This window comes from Occultella gossypii (assembly GCF_019947135.1).
In the GTDB taxonomy this organism is placed as follows: domain Bacteria; phylum Actinomycetota; class Actinomycetes; order Actinomycetales; family Beutenbergiaceae; genus Occultella; species Occultella gossypii.
Window position 1 is genome coordinate 198,356 of sequence record NZ_JAGSHT010000003.1, and the last position, 21,993, is coordinate 220,348.

At 71.2% G+C, this 21,993-nt stretch carries 20 protein-coding genes; 13 read left to right on the forward strand and 7 right to left on the reverse strand.

Features of this window, described 5'->3' with window-relative positions; all coding sequences use genetic code 11:
* Window positions 1-28 precede the first annotated feature (28 nt).
* From KCQ71_RS04285 to KCQ71_RS04320, 8 genes are all read left to right on the forward strand, one after another.
* On the forward strand, window positions 29-949 hold the full coding sequence (locus tag KCQ71_RS04285) for an ATP-binding cassette domain-containing protein (protein WP_223403167.1): 921 nt from the start codon (window positions 29-31) through the stop codon (window positions 947-949).
* Complete coding sequence (locus KCQ71_RS04290; RefSeq protein ID WP_223403169.1) at window positions 946-1,728, forward strand: hypothetical protein; 783 nt, start codon at window positions 946-948, stop codon at window positions 1,726-1,728. The genes KCQ71_RS04285 and KCQ71_RS04290 overlap by 4 nt, the downstream gene beginning before the upstream one ends.
* A 28-nt stretch (window positions 1,729-1,756) precedes the next feature.
* Window positions 1,757-2,704 carry a sensor histidine kinase gene (locus KCQ71_RS04295; protein ID WP_223403177.1) on the forward strand — a complete coding sequence of 316 codons (948 nt, stop codon included), beginning with the start codon at window positions 1,757-1,759 and terminating at the stop codon, window positions 2,702-2,704.
* Window positions 2,705-3,029: 325 nt separating this feature from the next.
* Window positions 3,030-4,694 (forward strand): potassium-transporting ATPase subunit KdpA, encoded by a 1,665-nt coding sequence (gene kdpA / locus KCQ71_RS04300; protein WP_223403179.1) that lies wholly within the window; start codon window positions 3,030-3,032, stop codon window positions 4,692-4,694.
* The gene (kdpB, locus tag KCQ71_RS04305) at window positions 4,691-6,784 is read left to right on the forward strand and encodes a potassium-transporting ATPase subunit KdpB (RefSeq protein ID WP_308116604.1); all 2,094 of its coding nucleotides are present in this window, start codon (window positions 4,691-4,693) and stop codon (window positions 6,782-6,784) included. The genes kdpA and kdpB overlap by 4 nt, the downstream gene beginning before the upstream one ends.
* A gap of 27 nt (window positions 6,785-6,811) precedes the next feature.
* On the forward strand, window positions 6,812-7,390 hold the full coding sequence (kdpC, locus tag KCQ71_RS04310; RefSeq protein WP_223403181.1) for a potassium-transporting ATPase subunit KdpC: 579 nt from the start codon (window positions 6,812-6,814) through the stop codon (window positions 7,388-7,390).
* Window positions 7,391-7,402: 12 nt separating this feature from the next.
* Entirely contained in the window at window positions 7,403-9,931 is a 2,529-nt protein-coding gene (locus tag KCQ71_RS04315; protein ID WP_223403183.1) for an ATP-binding protein, read from the forward strand.
* Window positions 9,928-10,605: a response regulator gene (locus KCQ71_RS04320; protein ID WP_223403185.1), complete on the forward strand. Its 678-nt coding sequence runs from the start codon at window positions 9,928-9,930 to the stop codon at window positions 10,603-10,605. Before KCQ71_RS04315 ends, KCQ71_RS04320 begins: the two co-directional genes overlap by 4 nt.
* Before the next feature lie 24 nt (window positions 10,606-10,629).
* Here the strand turns inward: KCQ71_RS04320 and KCQ71_RS04325 are convergent, their stop codons facing one another.
* From KCQ71_RS04325 to KCQ71_RS04335, 3 genes are read right to left on the reverse strand one after another with little or no spacing between them, the layout of a single operon-like run.
* Window positions 10,630-11,382, reverse strand: a complete 753-nt coding sequence (locus KCQ71_RS04325; RefSeq protein WP_223403187.1) for an ABC transporter permease — start codon at window positions 11,380-11,382, stop codon at window positions 10,630-10,632.
* Entirely contained in the window at window positions 11,379-12,089 is a 711-nt protein-coding gene (locus tag KCQ71_RS04330; protein ID WP_223403189.1) for an ABC transporter ATP-binding protein, read from the reverse strand. The genes KCQ71_RS04325 and KCQ71_RS04330 overlap by 4 nt, the downstream gene beginning before the upstream one ends.
* A 2-nt stretch (window positions 12,090-12,091) precedes the next feature.
* The gene (locus KCQ71_RS04335; protein WP_223403190.1) at window positions 12,092-12,637 is read right to left on the reverse strand and encodes a TetR/AcrR family transcriptional regulator; all 546 of its coding nucleotides are present in this window, start codon (window positions 12,635-12,637) and stop codon (window positions 12,092-12,094) included.
* A gap of 172 nt (window positions 12,638-12,809) precedes the next feature.
* On the opposite strand from KCQ71_RS04335, the gene KCQ71_RS04340 reads away from it, so the two are divergent.
* Window positions 12,810-13,439, forward strand: a complete 630-nt coding sequence (locus tag KCQ71_RS04340) for a hypothetical protein (RefSeq protein ID WP_223403192.1) — start codon at window positions 12,810-12,812, stop codon at window positions 13,437-13,439.
* On the opposite strand, the gene KCQ71_RS04345 is transcribed toward KCQ71_RS04340, so the two are convergent.
* The 3 genes from KCQ71_RS04345 to ppgK form a co-directional block, all read right to left on the reverse strand.
* Window positions 13,436-14,281, reverse strand: coding sequence for an alpha/beta fold hydrolase (locus KCQ71_RS04345; protein WP_223403194.1), 846 nt, complete (start codon window positions 14,279-14,281; stop codon window positions 13,436-13,438). The two genes, KCQ71_RS04340 and KCQ71_RS04345, sit on opposite strands and share 4 nt — an antisense overlap.
* Entirely contained in the window at window positions 14,278-15,519 is a 1,242-nt protein-coding gene (gene nhaA, locus KCQ71_RS04350) for a Na+/H+ antiporter NhaA (protein WP_223403196.1), read from the reverse strand. The genes KCQ71_RS04345 and nhaA overlap by 4 nt, the downstream gene beginning before the upstream one ends.
* Before the next feature lie 232 nt (window positions 15,520-15,751).
* Window positions 15,752-16,546: a polyphosphate--glucose phosphotransferase gene (ppgK, locus tag KCQ71_RS04355; protein WP_223403299.1), complete on the reverse strand. Its 795-nt coding sequence runs from the start codon at window positions 16,544-16,546 to the stop codon at window positions 15,752-15,754.
* 139 nt (window positions 16,547-16,685) lie between these two features.
* On the opposite strand from ppgK, the gene KCQ71_RS04360 reads away from it, so the two are divergent.
* The 4 genes from KCQ71_RS04360 to KCQ71_RS04375 all read left to right on the forward strand — a co-directional run bounded on the left by KCQ71_RS04360 (window position 16,686) and on the right by KCQ71_RS04375 (window position 20,962).
* Window positions 16,686-16,913: an SPOR domain-containing protein gene (locus tag KCQ71_RS04360; RefSeq protein WP_223403198.1), complete on the forward strand. Its 228-nt coding sequence runs from the start codon at window positions 16,686-16,688 to the stop codon at window positions 16,911-16,913.
* Between the two features lie 110 nt (window positions 16,914-17,023).
* A complete protein-coding gene (locus tag KCQ71_RS04365; RefSeq protein ID WP_223403200.1) occupies window positions 17,024-17,869 on the forward strand; it encodes an N-acetylmuramoyl-L-alanine amidase in 846 nt (281 codons plus the stop codon).
* A gap of 306 nt (window positions 17,870-18,175) precedes the next feature.
* Complete coding sequence (locus KCQ71_RS04370) at window positions 18,176-19,381, forward strand: glyoxalase superfamily protein (RefSeq protein ID WP_223403202.1); 1,206 nt, start codon at window positions 18,176-18,178, stop codon at window positions 19,379-19,381.
* Window positions 19,382-19,495: 114 nt separating this feature from the next.
* On the forward strand, window positions 19,496-20,962 hold the full coding sequence (locus KCQ71_RS04375; RefSeq protein WP_223403204.1) for a plasmid pRiA4b ORF-3 family protein: 1,467 nt from the start codon (window positions 19,496-19,498) through the stop codon (window positions 20,960-20,962).
* 41 nt (window positions 20,963-21,003) lie between these two features.
* On the opposite strand, the gene KCQ71_RS04380 is transcribed toward KCQ71_RS04375, so the two are convergent.
* On the reverse strand, window positions 21,004-21,975 hold the full coding sequence (locus tag KCQ71_RS04380) for a helix-turn-helix transcriptional regulator (protein WP_223403206.1): 972 nt from the start codon (window positions 21,973-21,975) through the stop codon (window positions 21,004-21,006).
* Window positions 21,976-21,993 lie beyond the last annotated feature (18 nt).

A 21,993-nucleotide genomic window follows, 5' to 3' on the forward strand; every position in this document is an offset into this window, starting at 1 on the left:
TCAGCAGACAGCCACGAGGAGGAACGCGATGAGCGATGACGTCCTGGTCACCCAGGGGCTCACCAAACGGTACGGCCCCGCGACGGCCGTCGACGACGTCAGCATCCGGCTCGAGCGGGGTCGCATCTATGGGCTGATCGGTGCGAACGGTGCCGGCAAGACGACCCTGATGAGGATGATCACCGGGCTGTCGCTACCGACGGCGGGCAGCATCAGCCTGTTCGGGTCCACCGCGGCCACCCCTCGGCAGCAGGATCTGGCCCGGATCGGGAGCCTGATCGAGGCTCCGGCGCTGACCGGCTCGATGACCGCTCGGCAGAACATGCACCTGCACCGGCTGCTGCGTGGTGTGCCGGACGCCTCCGTCGAGACCGAGCTGCTCGAGCTCGTCGGTCTGTCCGACACCGGACGCAAGCGTGCCGCGGACTTCTCGTTGGGGATGCGTCAACGGCTCGGGATCGCGCTCGCACTGATCTCGGACCCGGAGCTCCTCGTGCTCGACGAGCCGGTCAACGGCCTTGACCCGGTCGGGGTGGTCGAGGTGCGTCGCCTGATTCGGGACCTGGCCCGCGAGCGGGGGATCACCGTGCTGATCTCGAGCCACAACCTGCCCGAGCTGTTCCAGACGGCCACCGACTACATCATCGTCGACCGAGGCAGCGTGAAGCGGACGCTCACGCTCGGCGAGCTCGAGGACGAGACCCAGCACTTCCTGCGCATCGAGGCGCGCGACGGCGAACGACTCACCACCGTGCTCGAGCAGGATCTCGGCACCGAGGACTTCACCGTGATGCCGGACCGGTCGGTCCGCCTGCGATCCCATCTCGACGAGCCCGAGAAGGTGCTCCGCACCCTGGTCGCCCACGACGTCTGGCCGACCAGCTTCGCCGCCGAGGGCGAGACCCTCGAAGGCTTCTTCCTCTCTGTCATCGGAGGCCACCGGTCATGATCAATCAACTGCGCGCCGACCTGTTCACCCAACGACACTCCACCGGGTTCATCGTCTGCCTCCTCGCCGCCTGCGGCGCCGCCGCGGCCTACCTGTACCTCCAGCATCAACTCGCGCTCGGTGGGCTGAACGCGGCGGCCGCGAACGGGGTCCAAGGGCTCAGCGACGTCATGGTCATCAACCTGCTCGGGTCCCTGCTGATCGGACTCATCGTCTCCCGCCCGTTCGAGACGAAGTCCGTCCACGACGCCCTGCTCGCCTCGAGCCGCGGGTCCTTCGTCGCCTCCAAGACGGTCGTGGCCGCACTGGCGGTGTTCCTGCTCGGTGTCCCGTACGGCATCGCCGCGCTGGTCGGCCGTGCCACCGGTCTCGAGGTCGCGCCGGCCGTGCCGACGACCTTCGCGCTGCTCGCCGAGTCGGGTGCGGAACCGGACGCCGCGGGCGTCGGGCGGATCATCGCGGTCTCGGTGGTGGCGGCCATCCTGTACGCCGCACGCCTGGCCGTGTGCATCCCTCTCGCCATCGTGGTCAAGCGACCGATCGTGGTGATGGCTGCCGGCTTCGTGTGGGCGTTCGTGGCGGATCTGCTGGTCGGGGCCGCGGCGAAGTGGGAGGCGCTCGAGGCCATCACGCGGCTCACCCCGTACGCCCCCGACCACCTGCCGCTGCCGGACAGTTCGGGCGGCGAGCTGGTCGGCACGAGCATCGTGGCGGTCGTCTTCATCGCGCTGATGGGTCTGGTGGCCTGGCTGCTGTTGCGCCGCGCGGACATAAAGTAGGCGGCACAAGCCATCCTGGGAGGGCACCGTGATCGCCGTCGTCGTGATCCTCGGTGTCCTCCTGGTCGCGGCGTGCCTGTACCTGGTGCTCGTCCTGCGACAGATACGTTCGATGACCCGTCAACTCGACCGGCGCCTCATGGGCCGCACCCGGGCGACGGTCACGATCGATCTGGTCAACGGCGATCTCGAGGCTCTCGCCACGCGCGTGAACGACGCGATGGTGGCGGCGGAGACCGCGACCGCCCGCTCGCACCGGGATGAGCGGCAGTTCCGGGCGATGATCACCGACATCTCACACGACCTGCGCACCCCGCTGACGGCGGTGCGCGGCTACCAGCAGCTGTTGGGGCGCTCGGAGCTGGACCCGGAACAACGGGCCAGGCTCGAGGTCGCCCAGCGACACGCGGGTGAGCTCGAGAACCTGGTCGAGCGGCTCTACGAGTACACCTACCTGCTGGAGGCCGAGCCGCACCTGACTGCGGAGGAGTTCGACGCCAGCGCCCTGGTCGGCGAGGCTCTGCTCGCCGCGGTCCTTCCGCTCGAGGACGCCGGCCTCGACGTCCGCTTCGAGCCTGACGGGCCGGTGCCGGTCGTCACCGACCGGGAGAAGGTCACCCGGATCGTGCAGAACCTGATCCGCAACGCCACCCAGCACGGCCGTGGCGTGCTCGACGTCGCGCTCGCCGCGGAGCGGGGCAGTACCGCGGCCGGCGGCGCACCCGGGACCGCGACGTCCGGCACCTGGATCACGATCACGTGTGCCAACGGCATCGAGCCGGGGGCTCAGATCGTCCCGGAGCGCCTGTTCGAGCGGTTCTACACCGCCGACCGGTCCCGGTCCGGCCGGACCACGGGCCTCGGGCTGTCCATCGTGCACGTCCTGACCCGGCAGCTCGGTGGGACCGCCTCGGCGGCCGCAGCGGACGGCCGGCTGACGCTGACGGTGCGGATCCCCAGCGGACCGACCCCGTAACTCCCGTCAGGGAGGCGTCCGGATCCGCCGGCCGGGCGTCCGGGTTCCGTCAGGAATCCCCTCTGGGGCGTTTTCCGGGTGCTGAATGGATGACGGCGGTCGTCCGGACCGCTCGACGTGCCAGCCGGCACGTCGTAGTCCGATCTGGAGTTCGCTGTGGCTGATCTCGCCTTCGTGGCCCTGACCTGTGCGGGGTTCCTCCTGCTGGCGCTGCTGGCGCGGGGGGTGTCGAAGCCGTGACCGTGGAATCCCTCCTCGCACTGGCGCTCGCGCTCGCGCTCGCCGGCTACCTGGTGTGGGACCTGCTGCACCCGGAGAAGTTCTGATGCCCGTCGCACTGGCCGCCGTGCTGCAGACTGGGTTCCTCGTCCTGCTCCTCGCCGCGGTCCACGTGCCGCTCGGCAACTACATGGCAGGCGTCTACTCGGGGAGCCGCCACCTGCGGGCCGAGCGGGCCGTCTACCGGATCGGCGGGATCGACCCCGACTCCGACCAGCACTGGTCGGTCTACACCCGGTCGCTGCTCGCGTTCTCCGCCGTCAGCATCCTGGTGCTCTACCTGCTCCTGCGGGTGCAGGCGCACCTGCCGCTCTCGCTCGGCTGGACGGGCGTGGCGCCGGACGGAGCCTGGAACACCGCCGTCTCGTTCGTCACGAACACGAACTGGCAGTGGTACTCCGGCGAGTCCACCCTGGGCCACCTTGCCCAGATGGGTGGCCTGGCCGTGCAGAACTTCCTCTCCGCCGCAGTGGGGATCGCCGTCGCCATCGCCCTGGTCCGCGGCTTCGCCCGGCAGGGCACCGACCGCATCGGCAACTTCTGGGTCGATCTCGTCCGCGGCTCCGTGCGGATCCTGCTGCCGCTGGCCCTCCTCGCCGCGATCGTGCTCGTCATCGGCGGCGCCGTCCAGAACTTCGACGGCGCCCGGGAGATCACCACGATCACCGGAGAGCGCCAGAGCATCATCGGCGGCCCGATCGCGTCCCAGGAGGCGATCAAGAACCTCGGCACCAACGGGGGCGGGTTCTTCAACGCCAACAGCGCGCACCCCTTCGAGAACCCGACGGCGTGGACGAACCTGATCGAGATGTTCCTGCTCCTGGTCATCCCGTTCAGCCTGCCCCGGACCTTCGGGCGGATGGTCGGCAACCACCGGCAGGGCACGGCGATCGTGTCCGTGATGGCCTCGCTCTGGCTCGCAGCCGTCACCGTGACCACGTCTGCGGAGATGCGCGGGTTCGGCACCGTGCCCGGCGCCGCCGGCGGCGCGATGGAGGGCAAGGAACTCCGGTTCGGGCCCGCAGCATCCGCCCTGTTCGCCGCGTCGACCACAGGCACCTCGACCGGCTCGGTGAACAGCTTCCACGACTCCTACACCGGCGTCGGGGGCGGCGTCACGCTGCTGAACATGATGCTCGGCGAGGTGGCACCCGGCGGGGTCGGCGCCGGCCTGTACGGGATGCTCGTGATGGCCGTGCTCGCGGTGTTCCTGGCCGGACTGATGGTCGGCCGCACACCCGAGTACCTCGGCAAGAAGATCGGCCGGAAGCAGGTCACCCTGGTGGCCCTCTACATCCTGACGATGCCGACGCTGCTGCTCGCCGGTGCCGCCATCACCGCAGCCAGCCCGGGACTCGTGGACGCCTCGGTGCAGGATCCCGGACCGCACGGGCTCACCGAGATCCTGTATGCCTACGCCTCGGCGGTGAACAACAACGGCTCGGCATTCGCCGGCTTCGGAGCCAACACGCCCTACCAGAACACCGCCCTCGGCCTGGGCATGCTGCTCGGCCGGTTCGTCCCGATCATCCTGGTGCTCGCCCTGGCCGGGTCGCTCGCCAGCCAACGGAAGGTCTCCGAGACCACCGGGACCCTGCCCACCCACGGGCCCGTCTTCGTGGGCCTGCTCGGCTTCGTCGTGCTGATCGTCGCCGGCCTGACCTTCTTCCCTGCTCTCGCTCTTGCTCCTCTTACGGAGGCCCTGCTGTGACTACCCTGACCTCCACCACCCCCGAGTCCGACCACGCGCCTGCCGCCCGGGTCCGGGCCGGCGCGTTCCACCCGCGGCAGCTGCTGCGGTCCCTGCCGGACGCGCTGCGCAAGCTTGATCCGCGGCACCAGATCCGCTACCCGGTGATGTTCGTCGTCTGGGTCGGCGCGCTGGCCACGACCGTCCTGGCCATCGTGCACCCGTCCCTGTTCGCCTGGTCGATCACCGTGTGGCTCTGGGCCACCGTCGTGTTCGCCAACCTCGCCGAGTCGGTGGCCGAGGGCCGCGGCAAGGCCCAGGCCGACTCCCTGCGCAAGGCGCGCACCACCGCGATGGCCCGTCGCGTGCGCGGCGATGACACCGAGGAGTCGGTGCCGGGCACGGCGCTCGAGGTCGGGGACCTCGTCGTCGTCGAGGCCGGTGAGGTGATCCCCAGTGACGGAGACGTGGTCGACGGCGTCGCTTCCGTCGACGAGTCGGCCGTCACCGGGGAGTCGGCGCCCGTCATCCGGGAATCGGGCGGTGACCGCTCGTCGGTCACCGGTGGCACCCGGGTCCTGTCGGACCGCATCGTGGTGCGGATCACCGCGAAGGCCGGCGAGACGTTCCTGGACCGGATGATCTCGCTGGTGGAGGGCTCGGCACGGCAGAAGACGCCGAACGAGATCGCGCTGAACCTGCTGCTGGCCAGCCTCACGCTGATCTTCCTGCTCGCGGTCGTCACCCTGCAGCCGTTCGCTGTCTACTCCGGGCAGCCCCAGCCACTCATCGTGCTGGTCGCCCTGCTCGTCTGCCTGATCCCGACCACGATCGGCGCGCTGCTGTCCGCGATCGGCATCGCCGGCATGGACCGGCTCATCCAGCGCAACGTGATGGCGCTGTCCGGCCGCGCCGTCGAGGCAGCGGGCGATGTCGACGTGCTGCTGCTGGACAAGACCGGCACGATCACGCTCGGCAACCGGCAGGCCGTGGAGGTCGTCCCCGCCAAGGAGGTGACCGAGTTCGACCTCGCCGAGGCCGCGCAGATGTCCAGCCTGGCGGACGAGACCCCCGAGGGCCGCTCCATCGTGGTGCTCGCCAAGGAGCGCTACGACATGCGGCTGCTGTTCCACGATCAGCTCCCCACCGCGACGTTCGTCCCGTTCACGGCCCAGACCCGGATGAGCGGGGTGGACGTGCAGACCCACTCAGGGCTCCGGCGGATCCGCAAGGGCGCCGCGTCGGCCGTGATGGCGTGGGTGCGGGACAACGGTGGTCACCCGACCGCGGACGTCGGTGCGAGCGTCGACTCGATCAGCGCAACCGGCGGGACCCCACTGGTGGTGGCCGAGCAGCGCGGCGACGGCCCGGCCCGCGCGCTCGGCGTGATCCACCTGAAGGACGTCGTCAAGCCCGGCCTGCGGGAACGGTTCGACGAACTCCGCCGGATGGGGATCCGCACGGTGATGATCACCGGGGACAACGCGCTCACCGCGCGTGCCATCGCGACCGAGGCCGGCGTCGACGACTACCTCGCGGAGGCCAAGCCCGAGGACAAGATGGCGCTCATCAAATCCGAGCAGGCCGCCGGGCGGATGGTCGCGATGACCGGCGACGGCACCAACGACGCGCCGGCCCTGGCGCAGGCGGACGTCGGCGTCGCGATGAACACCGGGACGTCGGCAGCGAAGGAGGCCGGGAACATGGTGGACCTGGACTCCAATCCGACGAAGCTCATCGAGGTCGTGGCGATCGGGAAGCAGCTGCTGATCACCCGTGGCGCGCTCACCACGTTCTCGATCGCGAACGACGTCGCGAAGTACTTCGCGATCATCCCGGCCATGTTCACCGGCCTGTACCCGCAGCTCGACCGGCTCAACCTGATGGGCCTGTCCTCGCCGGAGTCGGCGATGCTCTCGGCGGTGATCTTCAACGCCCTGATCATCGTCGCGCTGATCCCGGTCGCGCTGCGCGGTGTGCGGTACCGGCCCCGCGGCGCCTCCGCGATGCTGCGCGGCAACCTGTTCGTCTACGGCATCGGGGGACTGATCGCCCCGTTCGTCGGCATCAAACTCATCGACCTCGTCGTCTCCCTGCTACCCGGCCTCTGAGGGCCCCTCCGACTGGAGCACAGCACCATGTCCGCATTCCTCAAACAGTCCCTCGCAGGCCTGCGGGTCCTGCTCGTCATGACCGTCGTCCTCGGACTCGGTTACCCGCTCGCCGTCTACGGGGTGGGCCGCCTGATGCCCGCCAGGGCGGACGGCTCACTGGTCGTCGTCGACGGCGAGACCGTCGGGTCGAGCCTGATCGGCCAGGCCTTCGACGGCGACGAGTGGTTCCAGTCCCGTCCCTCCGTCGCCGGGGACGGGTACGACCCGCTCGCCTCCGGCGCCTCCAACCTCGGCCCCGAGAACCGCGACCTGCTCGCGACCGTCGAGGAGCGGCGCGCCGAGGTCGCCGAGCGTGAGGGCGTCGACCCCGACCAGGTCCCCGTCGACGCCGTCACCGCCTCGGGGTCGGGCCTGGACCCGCACATCTCACCCGCGTACGCCGCGCTCCAGGTCGCCAGGGTGGCCCGGGTACGCGACCTGACGGACGCCGTCGTCCAGGATCTGGTCGCGCGAGCGACCACCTCACCCGAGCTCGGCTTCCTCGGCGCCCCACGGGTGAACGTGGTCGAACTGAACGCGGCGCTCCTCGCGCTGCAGCAGTGACAGGCTGAGCACATGACGGACCGCGATGAGCCCGACGCCGCCGGTCAACGGGGGCGGCTCCGGGTCTACCTCGGCGCCTCGGCCGGCGTCGGGAAGACCTACGCGATGCTCGACGAGGGCCGCCGCCGGCTCGGCCGCGGCGTGGACGTCGTCGTCGGGCTCGTCGAGACCCACGGCAGGGCCCACACGGCCGCCCTGCTCGACGGGCTCGAGGTCGTCCCTCGGCGTGAGCTGGGGCACCGGGGTGCCGAGTTCACGGAGATGGACCTGGACGCGGTGCTGGCGCGCGCACCGCAGGTCGCGCTGGTCGACGAGCTCGCCCACACCAACGTCCCGGGCAGCCGCAACGCCAAACGCTGCGGGGATATCGAGGAACTGCTCGCCGCCGGCATCGACGTCGTCACGACCGTCAACATCCAGCACCTGGAGAGCCTGAACGACGTGGTCGCCTCGATCACCGGGGTGCGCCAGCAGGAGACCATCCCGGACGAGATCGTCCGGCGAGCCGACCAGATCGAACTCGTCGACATGAGCCCGGAGTCGTTGCGCCGTCGGCTCGCCCACGGCAACGTCTACCCGGCCGAGAAGATCGACGCGGCGATGTCGAACTACTTCCGGCTCGGGAACCTGACGGCGTTGCGCGAACTCGCGCTGCTGTGGACCGCGGACCGCGTGGACGAGGCGCTGGAGGCCTACCGCAAGGACCACGACATCGCCGAGCCGTGGGCGGCCCGGGAGCGGCTCGTGGTCGCGGTCACCGGCGGAACCGAGACCGAGACCCTGGTGCGGCGGGCCGCTCGGATCGCCCAGCGCGGCAGCCGTGGCGAGTTCCTGGCCATCCACGTGCTCCGCAGCGACGGCCTCACCGGGGTGGCGCCGGGCTCGCTCGGCAGGCACCGCACGCTGGTCGAATCCCTCGGCGGCAGCTGGCACACCGTGCTCAGCGACGACGTACCCGGCGCCGTCCTCGACTTCGCCCGCAGCGTCAACGCGAACCAGATCCTGCTCGGCGTCACCCGCCGCGGTCGCGTCGCCGGCGCGGTCGCCCCAGGGGTCGCGGCCCGCGTGGTCGAGGGGTCCGGAGAGATCGACGTGCTCGTGGTCACCCACGAGCGAGCCCGGACCGGCTCGCGGCGGCGCCCGCCTCGCGGTCTGCTCACCCGGCGCCGGACCTTGCTCGCCTGGACCATGGCGCTCGCCGGGCCGCCGCTGCTGTCCTGGATCGGCACCTCGATGGGCGAGCTGGACTCGTTCCCGACCGTGCTGATGCTGTTCCTCACCCTCACTGTGGGGGTGGCGCTCGTGGGCGGCCTGCGCCCGGCGCTGCTCAGCGCGGTGCTGGGCGGGCTGCTGAGCAACTTCCTGTTCGCGCCGCCCGTGCGCACCTGGACGATCGACGAGCCCCAGCACGCGCTGGCGATCGGGATCCTGCTCGCGGTGGCCGTGAGCGTCTCGGCGGTCGTCGACCTCGCCGCCCGGCGCACCCTGGAAGCCGGGCGGGCCAGGGCCGAGGCGGACGCGCTGACCTCGGTCGCCGGAGCGGTGGTCCGGGCCAGGGATGCCGTGCCCGCCGTGCTCGAACAACTGCGGGAGACCCTGGGTGCACGCGGCGTGGCGCTGGTCCGCACCGGCGCCGGGAGCACGCGGTGGCAGATCCTGGAGCGGTCCAGTGGCGAGCCGCCCGGTGCGCCGGACCAGGCGTCCGCGACCGTCCAGATCGACGACGGGCTGACCCTCGGGCTGAGCGGTCGCACCCTCTCAGCTGGTCAGGTCCGCTTCGTCGGCGCCGTCGGGCAGTACCTGAGCTCACTGCTGGAACGAGAGGAGCTGCGTTCGCAGGCCCGGGCGGCCCGGGCGGAGAGTGAACGCGGGGCGATCCGCACGGCGCTGCTCGCCGCCGTGTCCCACGACCTGCGCACGCCGCTCACCTCGATCAAGGCGGGCATCACCGCGCTGCGCTCGTCCCCGCAGATCACGCCGCAGGACCGCCGGATCCTGCTGGCCGACGTCGAGGACGAGACGGACCGGCTGCAGTCCCTCATCGATAACCTGCTCGACATGAGCCGGATCGACGCGGGTGTGGTCACTGCCCACCTGGACCCCGTGGCACTCGACGAGGTGGTGCCGCTCGCGGCCCGGGCGGTCCCCACCTCGGCGGTCGAGATCGACGTGCCCGAGGATCTGCCGCTGCTGCGCGCCGACGCCGGTCTGCTCGAGCGGGCGCTGGCGAACCTGATCGAGAACGCCGTCCGCCACACCGCTCCCGGCACGCGGGTGCGCGTGGTCGCCGAGCATGCCGGGCCGTCCCTGATGATCCGGGTCGTCGACCGGGGACCCGGCGTGCCGGACGAGAAGAAGGACCAGATGTTCGCCGCGTTCCAACGTCTCGGTGACGTGCCGCGCGGGCAGGGTCTCGGTCTCGGTCTCGCCGTCGCGCGAGGTTTCATCGAGGCCAACGGCGGCACACTGGAGGCCGAGGACACGCCGGGCGGCGGCCTGACGATGATCGCGACCCTGCCCCTGCCGGCGGAAGCACCATGACGCGCGTCCTGATCGTCGATGACGAGCCGGCCCTGGCTCGGGCGCTCGCGGTCGTGTTCCGGGCGAACCGGTACGAGGCGCAGGTGGCCACCACCGGCGCGGCGGCCGTCCAGGCGGTCACCGACTGGCACCCGGACGTCGTGGTCCTCGACCTCGGCCTGCCGGATCTGGACGGCATGGACGTGCTGCGCGCGATCCGCAGCTGGTCGAGCCTGCCGATCGTGGTGCTGTCCGCGCGTCAGACCAGCGACGACAAGGTCGAGGCGCTCGACGCCGGCGCGGACGACTACGTGACCAAGCCCTTCGGGACGGACGAGCTGCTCGCCCGGATCAGGGCCGCCGTCCGGCGCCGCCCGGCGGAGGACGACCCACCCGTGGTGCACGCCGCAGCGTTCACCGTCGATCTTGCCCTCCGGCGCGTGGTGCTCACCTCGGGGGAGACCGTGCGGCTGACGCCGACCGAGTGGCACCTGCTCGAGCTGCTCACCCGCAACGTCGGCAAGATCGTGGGGCGACGCGAGCTGCTGCAGGAGCTGCGCGGCCCGAATCTGGACGCCGAGACCCACTACCTGCGCGTGTACATGGCCCAGCTGCGGCGCAAGCTCGAGCCCGATCCCGCGCGGCCCCGGCACCTGATCACCGAGGCCGGTGTCGGCTACCGCCTGCAGCCATGAGCGCGCTGCCCGAGGCACACCGGGTCACCGGTTCAGTTGCAGTCGGGCCCAGCTCGCGCAGGTGAGCGCCACGAACGCCGCGGCGCAGATGAGGGCGACGGCGAGCTGAGCGACGCCGACCTCGGTGCCCCGGCTCATGGCCCAGAGGGCGGGTGCGGCCAGCGGCATCGCGGCACCGGCGCCGGCGAGGACGGCGACCTGGGTGACGACGACGAGCCCGATCACGCAGCCGACCCCGGCCAGCAGGGACCGGGTGAGCGTGACCACCCAGGCGACCGGCATCGCGATCGCCCCCGTGAGCATGCCCAGTGCCCACTGCCGACCGAGCCCGGCCCAGGCCTCGGCGTCGGGGCTGCCGTAGCCGAACAGACTGCCCAGCAGGAGCAGCGCCAGGCCCAGGACCAGGCTGACGGCGACCACCCAGATCAGGTAGACCACGATCTTGGCGAGGGCGATCCGGGCCCGGCCGACGGGCAACGCGAACAAGCCGCTGATGGTGCGGTCGGCGAACTCGCGGCCGAACAGCCACGCCAGGACCGTCCCGAACCCGATGAGCCCGCCGGCCGCGGTGATCTGCGCCGCGGCGGACAGCAGGCCGGCCCAGTCGCGGGTGGCGGTCGGTCCCATCTTGGCGACGAGGTCGGGTTGCCCGCCCGCCAGCGAGAGGGTGATACCGCAGAGCAGCGCCACCGTGCCGAGCACCAGGGCGAGGGTCCCGATCACGCCGACCAGCGAACGCGAGAGTTTGAGCGCCTCGACGCGGATGGGTGCGTTCATGGGGTGCATCCACGATGCTCGTCGTCCTCGAGGACGCGTGCGAAGAAGGTGCGCTCGAGGTCCGGCGTCGCGGGGTCCAGCCCGCCGATCAGCCGGCCGGCGTTCATCACCAGGATCCGATCGGCGATCCGCGCCACCTCGTCGAGGTGGTGGCTACTGACCAGGATCGCGGCGCCGTCGCGCGCGCGTTCGGCGAGGTGCTCCCGCAGCACGATCACCGATGCCGGGTCGAGCGCGTTGCTGGGCTCGTCGAGCACGATCAGCCGCGGTTCGTGCTGCAGCGCCGCGGCCAGTCCGACCCGCTGCTGGTTGCCGAGGGACAAGTGCCGGAAGCGGCGGTCCACGACGGGGCCGAGCTGCCATCGGGCGATGGCATCGTCGACCAGCCGCGGGTCGGTGCCGCGCAGCAGCCGCGCGACGGTGAGGTTCTGCCGGACGGTGAGCTCCGGATAGGCCAGCGGCGCATCGACCATGGCGCCCACCTCGCGCCATCGCGACGCGGGCAGCTCCGCCATGAGCGATCCGTGCAGCGTCACCGTGCCGTGGTCGGCCCGCAGCATGCCGAGGGCGAGGCGCATCAGGGTGGTCTTGCCGGCGCCGTTCAGTCCCACCAGCGCCACGATCTCACCGGCGGTGACGGCGAACGTGAGGCCCTGGACCCCGGCGCCACCTCGGAACCGCAGACCGACGTTCTCGAACTCGAGCACGATCAGCCGCCGCCGAGGGTGTCCAGCGCCCGCCCGAGCACGGCACCGAGGTCGTCCCGGTCGGACCGGGCCCAGTCCAGCAGCGCCGTGCTCAGGCCGGCGATGACGGCGGTCGCCGCCACCCGCGCCGCCGAGGCGGCCACGCCACGGGTGATGAGCGCGTCGGTCAGCGCCGCGACCGTGGCTTCGCTGTTGCGTTCCAGCGCACCGCGTAGCGTGGCCGCCTCGGCGACGATCCGCAGCCGGGTCCGCAGGTGCGCGGCGTCGTCGGGGTCGACGTCGCGCCACGCCGCACGGATCCCCTCCACCACCGCGCGCATCGGCCGCTCCTCGGCCGGGCGACCCGCCACCGCCTCCGCGATCTGCGGGTCATAGGGATCGTCCAGCAGCAACGCCTCCTTCGAGGCGAAGTGCCGGAACAGGGTCATCTCGCTGACCCCCGCGGCGCGCGCCACCGCCGCGGTGGGTGTCGCGTCGTAGCCGTTCGCCAGGAACAGTTCGAGCGCGGCCCGCTGCAACGCTTCCCTCGTGTCGGCTCTGGTTCCCACCCTCGCAATGTTAGTCACTAACGTGCGGGTGTGGGTAGGGTTCGTACTCCCTCGTCCGGGGGAGAGCGTCGGCCCGCCCGGGGGAGGAGCCGTCGCCGTGGCCGCGGCACCATGGGTGCAGGCTTCGTCACTCGGCGGGCCATTTGCCCTGATCGGCAGGAGACCGGTGACGATGCAGACCCCGCCCATCCTCGACACGGCCGCAGACGTGGCCGGCCCGGACGCGCGGCAGGCCAGGCTCGCCGGCCCGGCGATGATGGCCGGCGCGGTCGTGTTCGCCGCCGCCGGGTACTTCGCCGGTGAGCCGTCCGGCACCGCCGCCTACACGGTCTCGAACGTGGCCGGCCTGATCGCCGTCGCGTGCGTCCTGGTCGGGTTCGGCGTGTTCCACCGCCGCTACCGGGCAGCCTTGGGCCGGCTCGGTGCCTGGGGCATCGGCCTGGTGCGCTTCGGCCTGCTGGCCACGGTCCTCGGGTACCTGGTGAACCTGGTCGGCCCGCTGCTGCCCGGCCAGGCCGCCGCGGCCGTGGCCCTGGTCGGCATCCCGGCCTGGTCGCTGGCGCACTTGATGTACGTGGGCGCGACCGTGCTCGGCCTCGCCTGCCTGCGGACCGGCGCGGTGCCGCGCCCGGTCGCGGTGCCGCTGGTCTGCGGCCTGCCGCTGCTGCTCGCCGGGGTCGGTCTCGGCCTGGCCGTGGGCGGCACGGCCGCAACCGTTATCACCTGGATCGCCACCGAGGGGCAGGCCGGGCTCGCGTGGTTCCTGGTCGGGCTGCACCTGCGCGGACGGGCCCGCACCTAGGACCGGAGGCCACCTACCCATGCGGCGATGAGTCGGGTCGTGTCCGCGGTGAGGAGATGCCCGGCGTCCGGCACGGCCACGGCCGGGGGCAGAGCGGTGTCGGGCCTCGAGAGATGTTCCGGTGGGAGAAATGGGTCGTGCTGGCCGGTGGCGATCCGCATGGGTGCCCTGGCGGCTCGATCCAGCACGTCCCGGGGCAGCGCGCGCGGCGCGAGCGAGGTGTGGTTGGTCGCGCTGACCAAGGTCATCCAGGAGATGAGCAACTCATCGACGCGTGCACCGGGCGCACTCATGTGCTCCAGGACGGTCCGGCTGGTCCCTGCGTTGGGGCCGAGCATCCAGCGCAGGCTCGCCCAGGTCAGAGCCATCGGGAGCCGAAGCCGGACCACCCCCGCGGGTGAGATCAGGACCCGGCCGGCGATGTGTGGGGAGTCTGCTGCCAGGGCGATCCCGCCGCCGAGGGAGTGCCCCACCACGACCACCGGCGTGGCGAGATCGCCGAGCAGTTCGCTCAGCCACGCGCCCAGGAAGAACAGGGGTGCGCTGTCGATCCGGAACGGGCGGCTCAGCCCGGGTTGCCCCGGGATGTCGGGGACAATGACCTTGAAGGTCCGCGCGAGGGCCTCGATCTCGGCAAGCATCGAGGCCGCACAGAAGTTCGTCCCGGGCAGGAACACGACCGTCGGCCCGTCGGTGCCGGCGCCCGCACTCAACAGGTGCGTCCGGCCCGCCTTCGTCTCGCGTGTCTCACGCTGGTGCGGGTGGGTCCAGCTCTCGAGGCGCCGCTCGCACCAGGCCTGCACCCGCTGTTCGGCCTCGGTCGACTTGTAGATGTACTTCACGGCCGTTCGCCCTTCTCGTCCGCGCCGATGAAGGTGTTGATGTCGTCGGCGATGCCGTCGCGGTTCATGTCGTTGCTTCTCGCCCGACGTACGTCCCAGCGCAGTGAGACCGCAGCAAGTGCCGCCGCGACGAGGGATGCCAGCAGGATCGCGACCTTGGCCGCAGCGAGATCCTCTCCGCCGGGGAACGACAGCTCGGCCACGAGCAGTGCGACGGTGAACCCGATTCCCGTCAGTAACCCGACGCCCACCAGGTCCCGCACGCCGATCCCTTGGGGGAGTCGGAACCGGGTGAACCGGGTGATGAGCGCCGTGACGCCCAGGACTCCGATGACCTTGCCGGCCACGAGACCGACGAGGATGCCGATCACGATCGGTGAACTCAGGATGCCCCCGACGTCCGCACCGACCACCGTGACTCCGGCGGAGAAGAACGCGAACACCGGCAACGCGAGACCGGCGGAGATCGGACGGACCCGATGCTCGTAGGCGACCGTCCGAGGGAGTTTCTCGCCGTGGATCGCTGTGGCCGGGACGCAGAAGCCCAAGAGCACACCGGCAACCGTCGCGTGCACGCCCGACTCATGCATGAACCACCAGGCCACCAGGGCGACCGGAAGCAGGAACCACCATCGCGCGAATCGCGAGGTCACCAACAGGCGGAACACGACCAGACATGCCGCGACGGCCACGAGCGGGGCGAGACGCACGGTATCGGTGTAGAACACGGCGATCACGACGATCGCCAGCAGGTCATCCACCACGGCCAACGTCAGCAGGAACGTCCGCAATGCCAGCGGAAGCCCTCGCCCGAAGACCGCCAGCACGGCGAGCGCGAACGCGATGTCCGTAGCCGTCGGGATCGCCCACCCTGTCAGCGCAGCAGGCTCTCCCATGAGCGACACCACGAGTACGTAGAGCACCGCCGGTACGGCCATCCCACCGATCGCCGCGAGCATCGGGACCGCGGCCTCCCGCGGATTCGACAGTCCCCCCGCGCGGAACTCGTGCTTGAGCTCGACCCCGACGACGAAGAAGAACACGGCGAGCAGGCCGTCCGCGGCCCAGGTCCCCAACGAGAGGTCCAGGTGCAGCGCGCTGGGGCCGACCCGCATCGCGACAAGGTCCGCGTACCCCTCACGCCATGGTGAGTTCGCCCAGGCCAGCGCAACCATCGCCGCGGCCAGCAAGATGGCTCCGCTGGCTGCTTCCCCCGTGATCCAGGTGCGCAACCGCACCCTGGCATGCATAAGTCGACCCACAAGTGTCCCTTCAACCCGATCAACGAACCGTGCACAAACACATTCGCCGACCAGGCTTCCCGGCACACCAACAACCACTGTAAACCCAGCGTGACCACACGCAGGAACAGTGCCGCTAAGGCAGCGCTAACCCTCGGGCGCTCCGCCACGCGGTCCGCCGGAACGGTGCGGCGGGCGGAGCTGGGATGGAACGGATGCCCCGAACGCGTCAGCGGCCGCGTGCCGCCAGGGCCGCGGCGCCGACGATGCCGGCGGTGTTGCGCAGCTTCGCGGGCACGATCGGCGCCCGCAGTTCCAGCAGCGGCAGGAACTTCTCGTGGTCCTTGGAGACCCCGCCGCCGACGATGAACAGGTCGGGGGAGAACAGGAACTCCACATGCGCGAAGTAGCGCTGCAGGCGCTCGGCCCACTTGGCGTAGCTGAGGCCCTCCTTCTCCTTCACGGAGGAGGCGGCGCGGGTCTCGGCGTCGTACCCGTCCAGCTCGAGGTGGCCGAGCTCGAGGTTCGGCACCAGCACGCCGTCGTGGATGAGGGCGCTGCCGATGCCGGTGCCGAGCGTCATCACGAGCACCGTGCCGTCCTGGCCGAGGCCGGCACCGTAGCGGGCCTCCGCGTAGCCGGCGGCGTCGGCGTCGTTGACCACGTGCGCGTCGTGCCCGGTGAACCGGCGGGCCACCTCGCCGACGTCGGTGCCGATCCAGCGCTTGTCCATGTTCGCCGACGTCATGGTCACGTCGTTGAGGATCACGCCCGGGAACGTCAGCCCCACCGGGGTCGAGTCCGGCAGGTCCCCGAAGTGCGCGACCACCTTGCCGAGCACCTCACCGACCGCCTCCGGGCTGGACTCCTCCGGGGTGTCCAGCCGGAACCGCTTGCCCAGGAGTTCGCCGGTACGCAGGTGCACCGGCGCCGCCTTGATACCGGAGCCACCGATGTCGATGCCGAACCCGACGTCGCTCTCGTGCACGTCGGCGAGGGTCAGATCACTCACGTTCTTGGCCATGGCTGTCGGGATCTCCGCTTCGAGGTGTGTCGGCGCCTGGCCCCGCGAGCGGAGCGACGGCATCGGGAAGAGTCTAGAGGCCGGCACCGCGGCCAGGTGCGACGTGCCACAATCGAGGAGTCAGCGAAAGGAACCGACAATGTCTGAGACCTCCCCGCAGCCGAAGTCGTTCTACTACAATCTCGAAACCGGAGCGGTCGAGGAAGGTCTCGTCAGCGACTGGACGTCCCGGATGGGTCCCTACGCCACCCGCGAGGAAGCCGCGAAAGCGCTGGAGACGGCGCGGAACCGGAACGCGAAGTGGGAGGACGAGGACCGGGCCTGGAACGAGAGCGACGATCCCGGCACCCGCAGCGACGAGGACTGAGTAAGCACCACAGCAGAACACCGACGAACGAGAAGGACCGGTCGGGCAGCCCGGTCCGCGAAGTCAGCCATGCGCGAGCGGGCCGGCAACACCACAGCGGAAGAGGCGAGATGGCCAAGCGATCACCCCGACGACGGGGGACCCTGGTCGGCGCCGCCCTGGTGACGGCCCTCGCCCTGGTGACCCCCGCCGTCGGCCCCGCGGCCGCAGGCGCGACCCAGACCTCCGCCGTCCCTCGCGACGATGAGGACGACGTCCCCGCCAAGGTCAAGGCGCACACCACCAGCCGGCCCCTGGTCGGTTGGACGATCGGCCTCGACCCCGGCCACAACGGCGGCAACGCCACCAACGTGAGCGCCATCAACCAGCAGGTCGCGGACGGCCGTGGCGGCTGGAAGCAGTGCAACACCACCGGCACCACGGCGCTCAGCGGCTACCCGGAGCATGAGTTCACGCTGGACGTCTCGCTGCGCACGCGGGAAGCCCTCGAGGCCCTCGGCGCCACCGTGGTGATGACCCGCGAGGACAACGAAGGCGTCGGTCCGTGCGTGGACGTGCGCGGCACGTTCGCCGAGGACAGCGACGTGGACGTGATGCTCTCGATCCACGCGAACGGCTCCACGGACCCCGCCATCGCAGGGTTCTTCGCGATCATCGCGGACCCGCCGCTGTCGGAGTCCCAGGGGCTGCCGAGCCTCGAGCTAGCCGAGACGATGATCGCCGCGCTCACCGACGGTGGCTTCACGCCGAGCACGATCTACGAGGAGGCGCTGTCCCAGCGCGCCGACCTGGCCACCTTGAACTTCTCCCGCCGGCCCACCGTGATGCTGGAGCTGGGGGAGATGCGCAACCCGGCCGAGTCCGAGCTGATGAGCAGCGAGGCCGGCCGCCAGCAGTACGCGGACGCGCTCGTCGACGGCGTGCTTGACTGGTCCGGGCCGCGCAGCCCGCAGTAGGTCGCGATCATGCAGACCGGCCGGCTTGCGGTGCAGGACCCGCTGCCCGGTGGGGCGCGCCCTGACAGCCCGACGGCGGGGGTGCTTCGTGCGCGAGCCGCCCGCAGGCGCTTCCGCGGAAGCGGCCGCCGCCGTTTGCGTTGACGACCTACCGGTGCGGGTCTAGCCTCGTGTGCAGCGCGAGCGGGATCGCGCCGAGACTCGCCGGAAGGCTCGAAGCCACCCCGATGCTGTAGGTGAACTGTTTCGGACACCTACCGATGCTCAGCCCGTGCGAGTCCGGGCGACGAGCGAGGTGTTTCCGACATGAAGATCCTTCCTGACTCCCCGAACCTCGACCACCTGCGCCGGCAGGCCAAGGACCTGCTGGCCGGTCTGCGCGATGGTGAGCCGACAGCGTCGCTCGCCGACGCCCAGGCCGCGCTCGCCTGGCAGTACGGGTTCCGCGCGTGGCCGGACCTCAAGGCGGAGGTCGAGGGCCGCCGCGGCGGCGGGGACGTCGCACCGTCCGCCCTGGCAGCGGCGATCGCCGAGCGCTATGCCCTCGGCACCGTGACCGGGCAGATGCGTTCGGTGCAACGCTCGGACGACCTCGGGCACCGCTGGGTACTCGACACCGACCGATGCCGCTGGTCGGTGAGCTCGGTCGAGAACTGGTGGCCGATCGTCGACGCGGCCCGCGACGTCGAGCTCCAGGAGGCCGCCGCGGCGGCCGGTGTGCAACTCCCACTCCCAGTGCGGAGCCGGACGGGCGCCGTCGTCGAGGAGATCGACGGCGCGCCGTGGCGGGTGACGCAGTGGCGGCACTCCGGTCCGCCGCTCGCCGCGCCGGTGGCGGCGCGGATCACGGCCAGCGTCGGCGCCATCCTGGCGACGATCCACGGCCTCCGCTTCGAGGTCGACCGCATCAGTCCATGGCACGCGGCCCGGTTGTCGGACGAACCATGGGCGCAGGTCGCCGTCCGGATTCGTTCGGCCGGCGTGCCGTGGGCGGATGCCTTCGACGCCGCCGTCGGAGAACTGGAGAGCGGCTCGCGGACCTCGGATCGGCACCGGTCGACGCCTCGACGGCGGTCCTCACCCACAACTCGCCCGGCGAAGGTCCGCCGCGAGCACGACGGGAGCCTCGTCGTCGTCGGCTGGGAGCATGCCGGTGGCCAGCCGCCCGCGTGGGAGCTGGCCGACGTGCTCGCGACCTGGACGATCGACCCGAGCGGCGCGGTCAACCTCGCCGGCGCGCGGGCACTGGTCGAGGGCTACGCCTCCGTGGCCGACGGCGTCCCGCACCTCGACGAGGCCGCGTTCCGTGGATTCGCGATGAGCATGTGCAACTACGTGGGCGGCCAGGTGGACGCCGCCCTCGAGGCCCACCGGGCGGCGATGACGACGGCGGGGCGCAGCGAGGCGGCGGAGCGCGACTTCACGGCGCGTAGCGTCACGCACCTCCTGACGCATCTGACTCGCCGGTCGGCCTTCGTACGGTTGCTTGAGGCGACGGCGCTGGTTCGCTGAACCCCGACGGCCGCGGAGCCTCGGTGCCTCGGCTGGCGAGGCGGCGCGCACCGCCACGGCTGAAGCGTGCATCCGCCTGGATGCGCCCTCGCTGTTGGTGGTTGACTGGTGACCGTGGCGACCTCAGACGACGAAATGCACCGGCTTGCCGCCCAGGTCGCGGCCGACATGACCCCTGATCAGCGACAGGCGTTCCTGGATGCGGCGCTGGGGCGTTCGACCGGGCTCTTCGAGAACGCGCTCCACGCCCAGGCGCCGGTGCTCCCCGAGGCGCCGACCGGGGTCCGGGGCTTTCGCGTGCGGCTCGACCTGAGGGACGCCAAGCCACCGGTGTGGCGGCGCCTCGAACTGCCCGGCGACCTCACCCTGGACCGGGTACACCTCGTGATCCAGGCGGCAATGGGTTGGACCGACAGCCACCTGCACCGATTCCGCACGGGCAGCGACTACGGCTCGCCGCACTTCATCACCCCGTTCGACGTCGAAGAGGGCGACGGCATGCTCGAAGGCAGCGTCAGACTCGACCAGGTGCTGTCCAATAAAGGAGACGGACTCTGGTACGAGTACGACTTCGGTGACAGTTGGGAACACGTGCTCGAGGTGGAGGCGGTCCTCGACGAGCCGCCCGCCCAGCCGCGCTGCACCGCTGGACGGATGGCCTGCCCACCGGAGGACTGCGGCGGGATCGGCGGCTACACCGAACTTGCCGAGTGGGTGCGGGCCGGGAGCGATCCGGCGTCCGTCCCGGACCCGTTCGAGGACGCCGCGCAGGCCCGCGGTTGGTTGCCCCTCGGCTGGGACCCCGACCGCTTCGACCTCGCCGAGGCCAACGACGCACTGACGGCGGCCCTCGCCCCGCCGGTGCCGGTCGCCCCGGAACTCGCCGCGCTGCGCGAGATCCTGGAACGCCGCGGCGACCTGTCGCTCACCCACATGCTGGCCGAGGCGGCCACGCACCGGATGACCGAGGTGAGCGAGGAGGACGCGGTGCGCATCCTCGAGCCGTACGCCGTGCTCCTGGACGTGATCGGCGACGGGGTGCGGCTGACCGGCGCCGGCTATCTGCCGCCTGCCGTGGTGCAGCAACTCGCCGAGCGCACCGGCGTGACCGATTGGTGGATCGGCAAGGCGAACCGCGAAGACCTCACGTGGCCGATCGCTCTACTGCGCGACAGTGCCCGGGCACTTGGCCTGGTGAGCGTGCGGAGTGGCCGGCTGGCGCCGTCCGCGATCGCGCGTCGGTCCCGAGACCAGCCATTGGCGTTGTGGCGGCACATCGTCTCCAAGCTGCCCCTGGGCAGGAGCGAGTTCGACCGCGATGCGGGCTGGCTGACGCTCGCCGTGGTCGGGGCCGGCGCCCCGGCCGAGAACTGGGAGGGCGAGATCCAGGACCTGCTGCTCGGCCTCGGCTGGCGTTCCGTGGCAGGCCCCTATGAAAACCTCGTCCGCGTTGTCACGCCCACCCTCGACGTCCTCGACCTGCTGGCCGGGAAGACGCGCCGCGGCCGGCTCAGCGGCACGGATGCCGCCGTTGCCGCGACTGCCCGGGCTGCGATCGGCCCCGAGTCCGTTCCGGAATGAGCCGACGGCGCTTCCGCGGAAGCGCCCGGGCCGCCCAACGCTCAGGAGGAGTCGGCGTAACGCGTGGCAAGGGCTGCGGCACGGTCGCGTAGGGCCGCGCGCAACGACTCCGGGGCCAAGGCTTCCGCCTCCGTGCCGAGCTGCCACAGTGCCCACTCCGCGTGCCATGGGTCCTGGTAGGTGACCTCGAGCCGGAGCCAGCCGTCCGGCTCGGGTTCCTCTGCGCGGACGGCCACTGCGGTGGCCAGCAGGTCTTCCCGGCGGGCCGGGCTCACGCGCACCAGCACGGTGAGGTGCCCGTCGGACAGGAACTGCGCGCAGCGCTCTCGCCAGATCCGGTCGAGGTCGACATTGCCGGGTCTCTGCGCCAGCTCGGGGAGCTCCTCGGCAGCCAGCATCCGGGACAGCCGGTAGGTGCGGTCCGCACCCGACCGCGTGGCCAGCAGGTAGGCCCGGTCGCGCACCGTCACCAGGCCGAGTGGGTCCACCGTGCGCCACGTCGGTGCCTTGCCCGTGGCCGCATAGTGGATCCGGAGTTTGTGCCCGGTGAGCACGGCCTTTCGGACCTCGCTCATCGTGGTATGGGGCACGTCCTCGGTGACCCGCCGCCGGGAGAGCAGGTCCGTCTCCGGCTCGACGAGGAACCGCTGGGTCGCGTCGCTCACGGTGACCCGATGGCCCTCGGGCAGCGCGTCAACCACCTTGCGCATGGCCGAGGCAAGCGCCGAGCCGAGGCCGAAGGCCTGCTCGGCGTGACCCGTCCCAGCGGTCAGCAATGCCAGCGCCTCGTCGTGGTTGAGTCCGGTGAGCTCGGTCCGGAACCCGGGAAGCAGTGCGAACCCGCCGTGCCGGCCGCGCTCGGCGTAGACCGGGACACCCGCCGCGGACAGCGCCTCGATGTCTCGCAGCACGGTGCGTGTGGAGACCTCCAGTTCGCGGGCGAGGGCCTGGGCCGTCAACTGCCCGCGCTGGCGCAGCAGCAGCACCAGCGAGACCAACCGGTCGGCGCGCACCTGTGAACGGTATCCGAA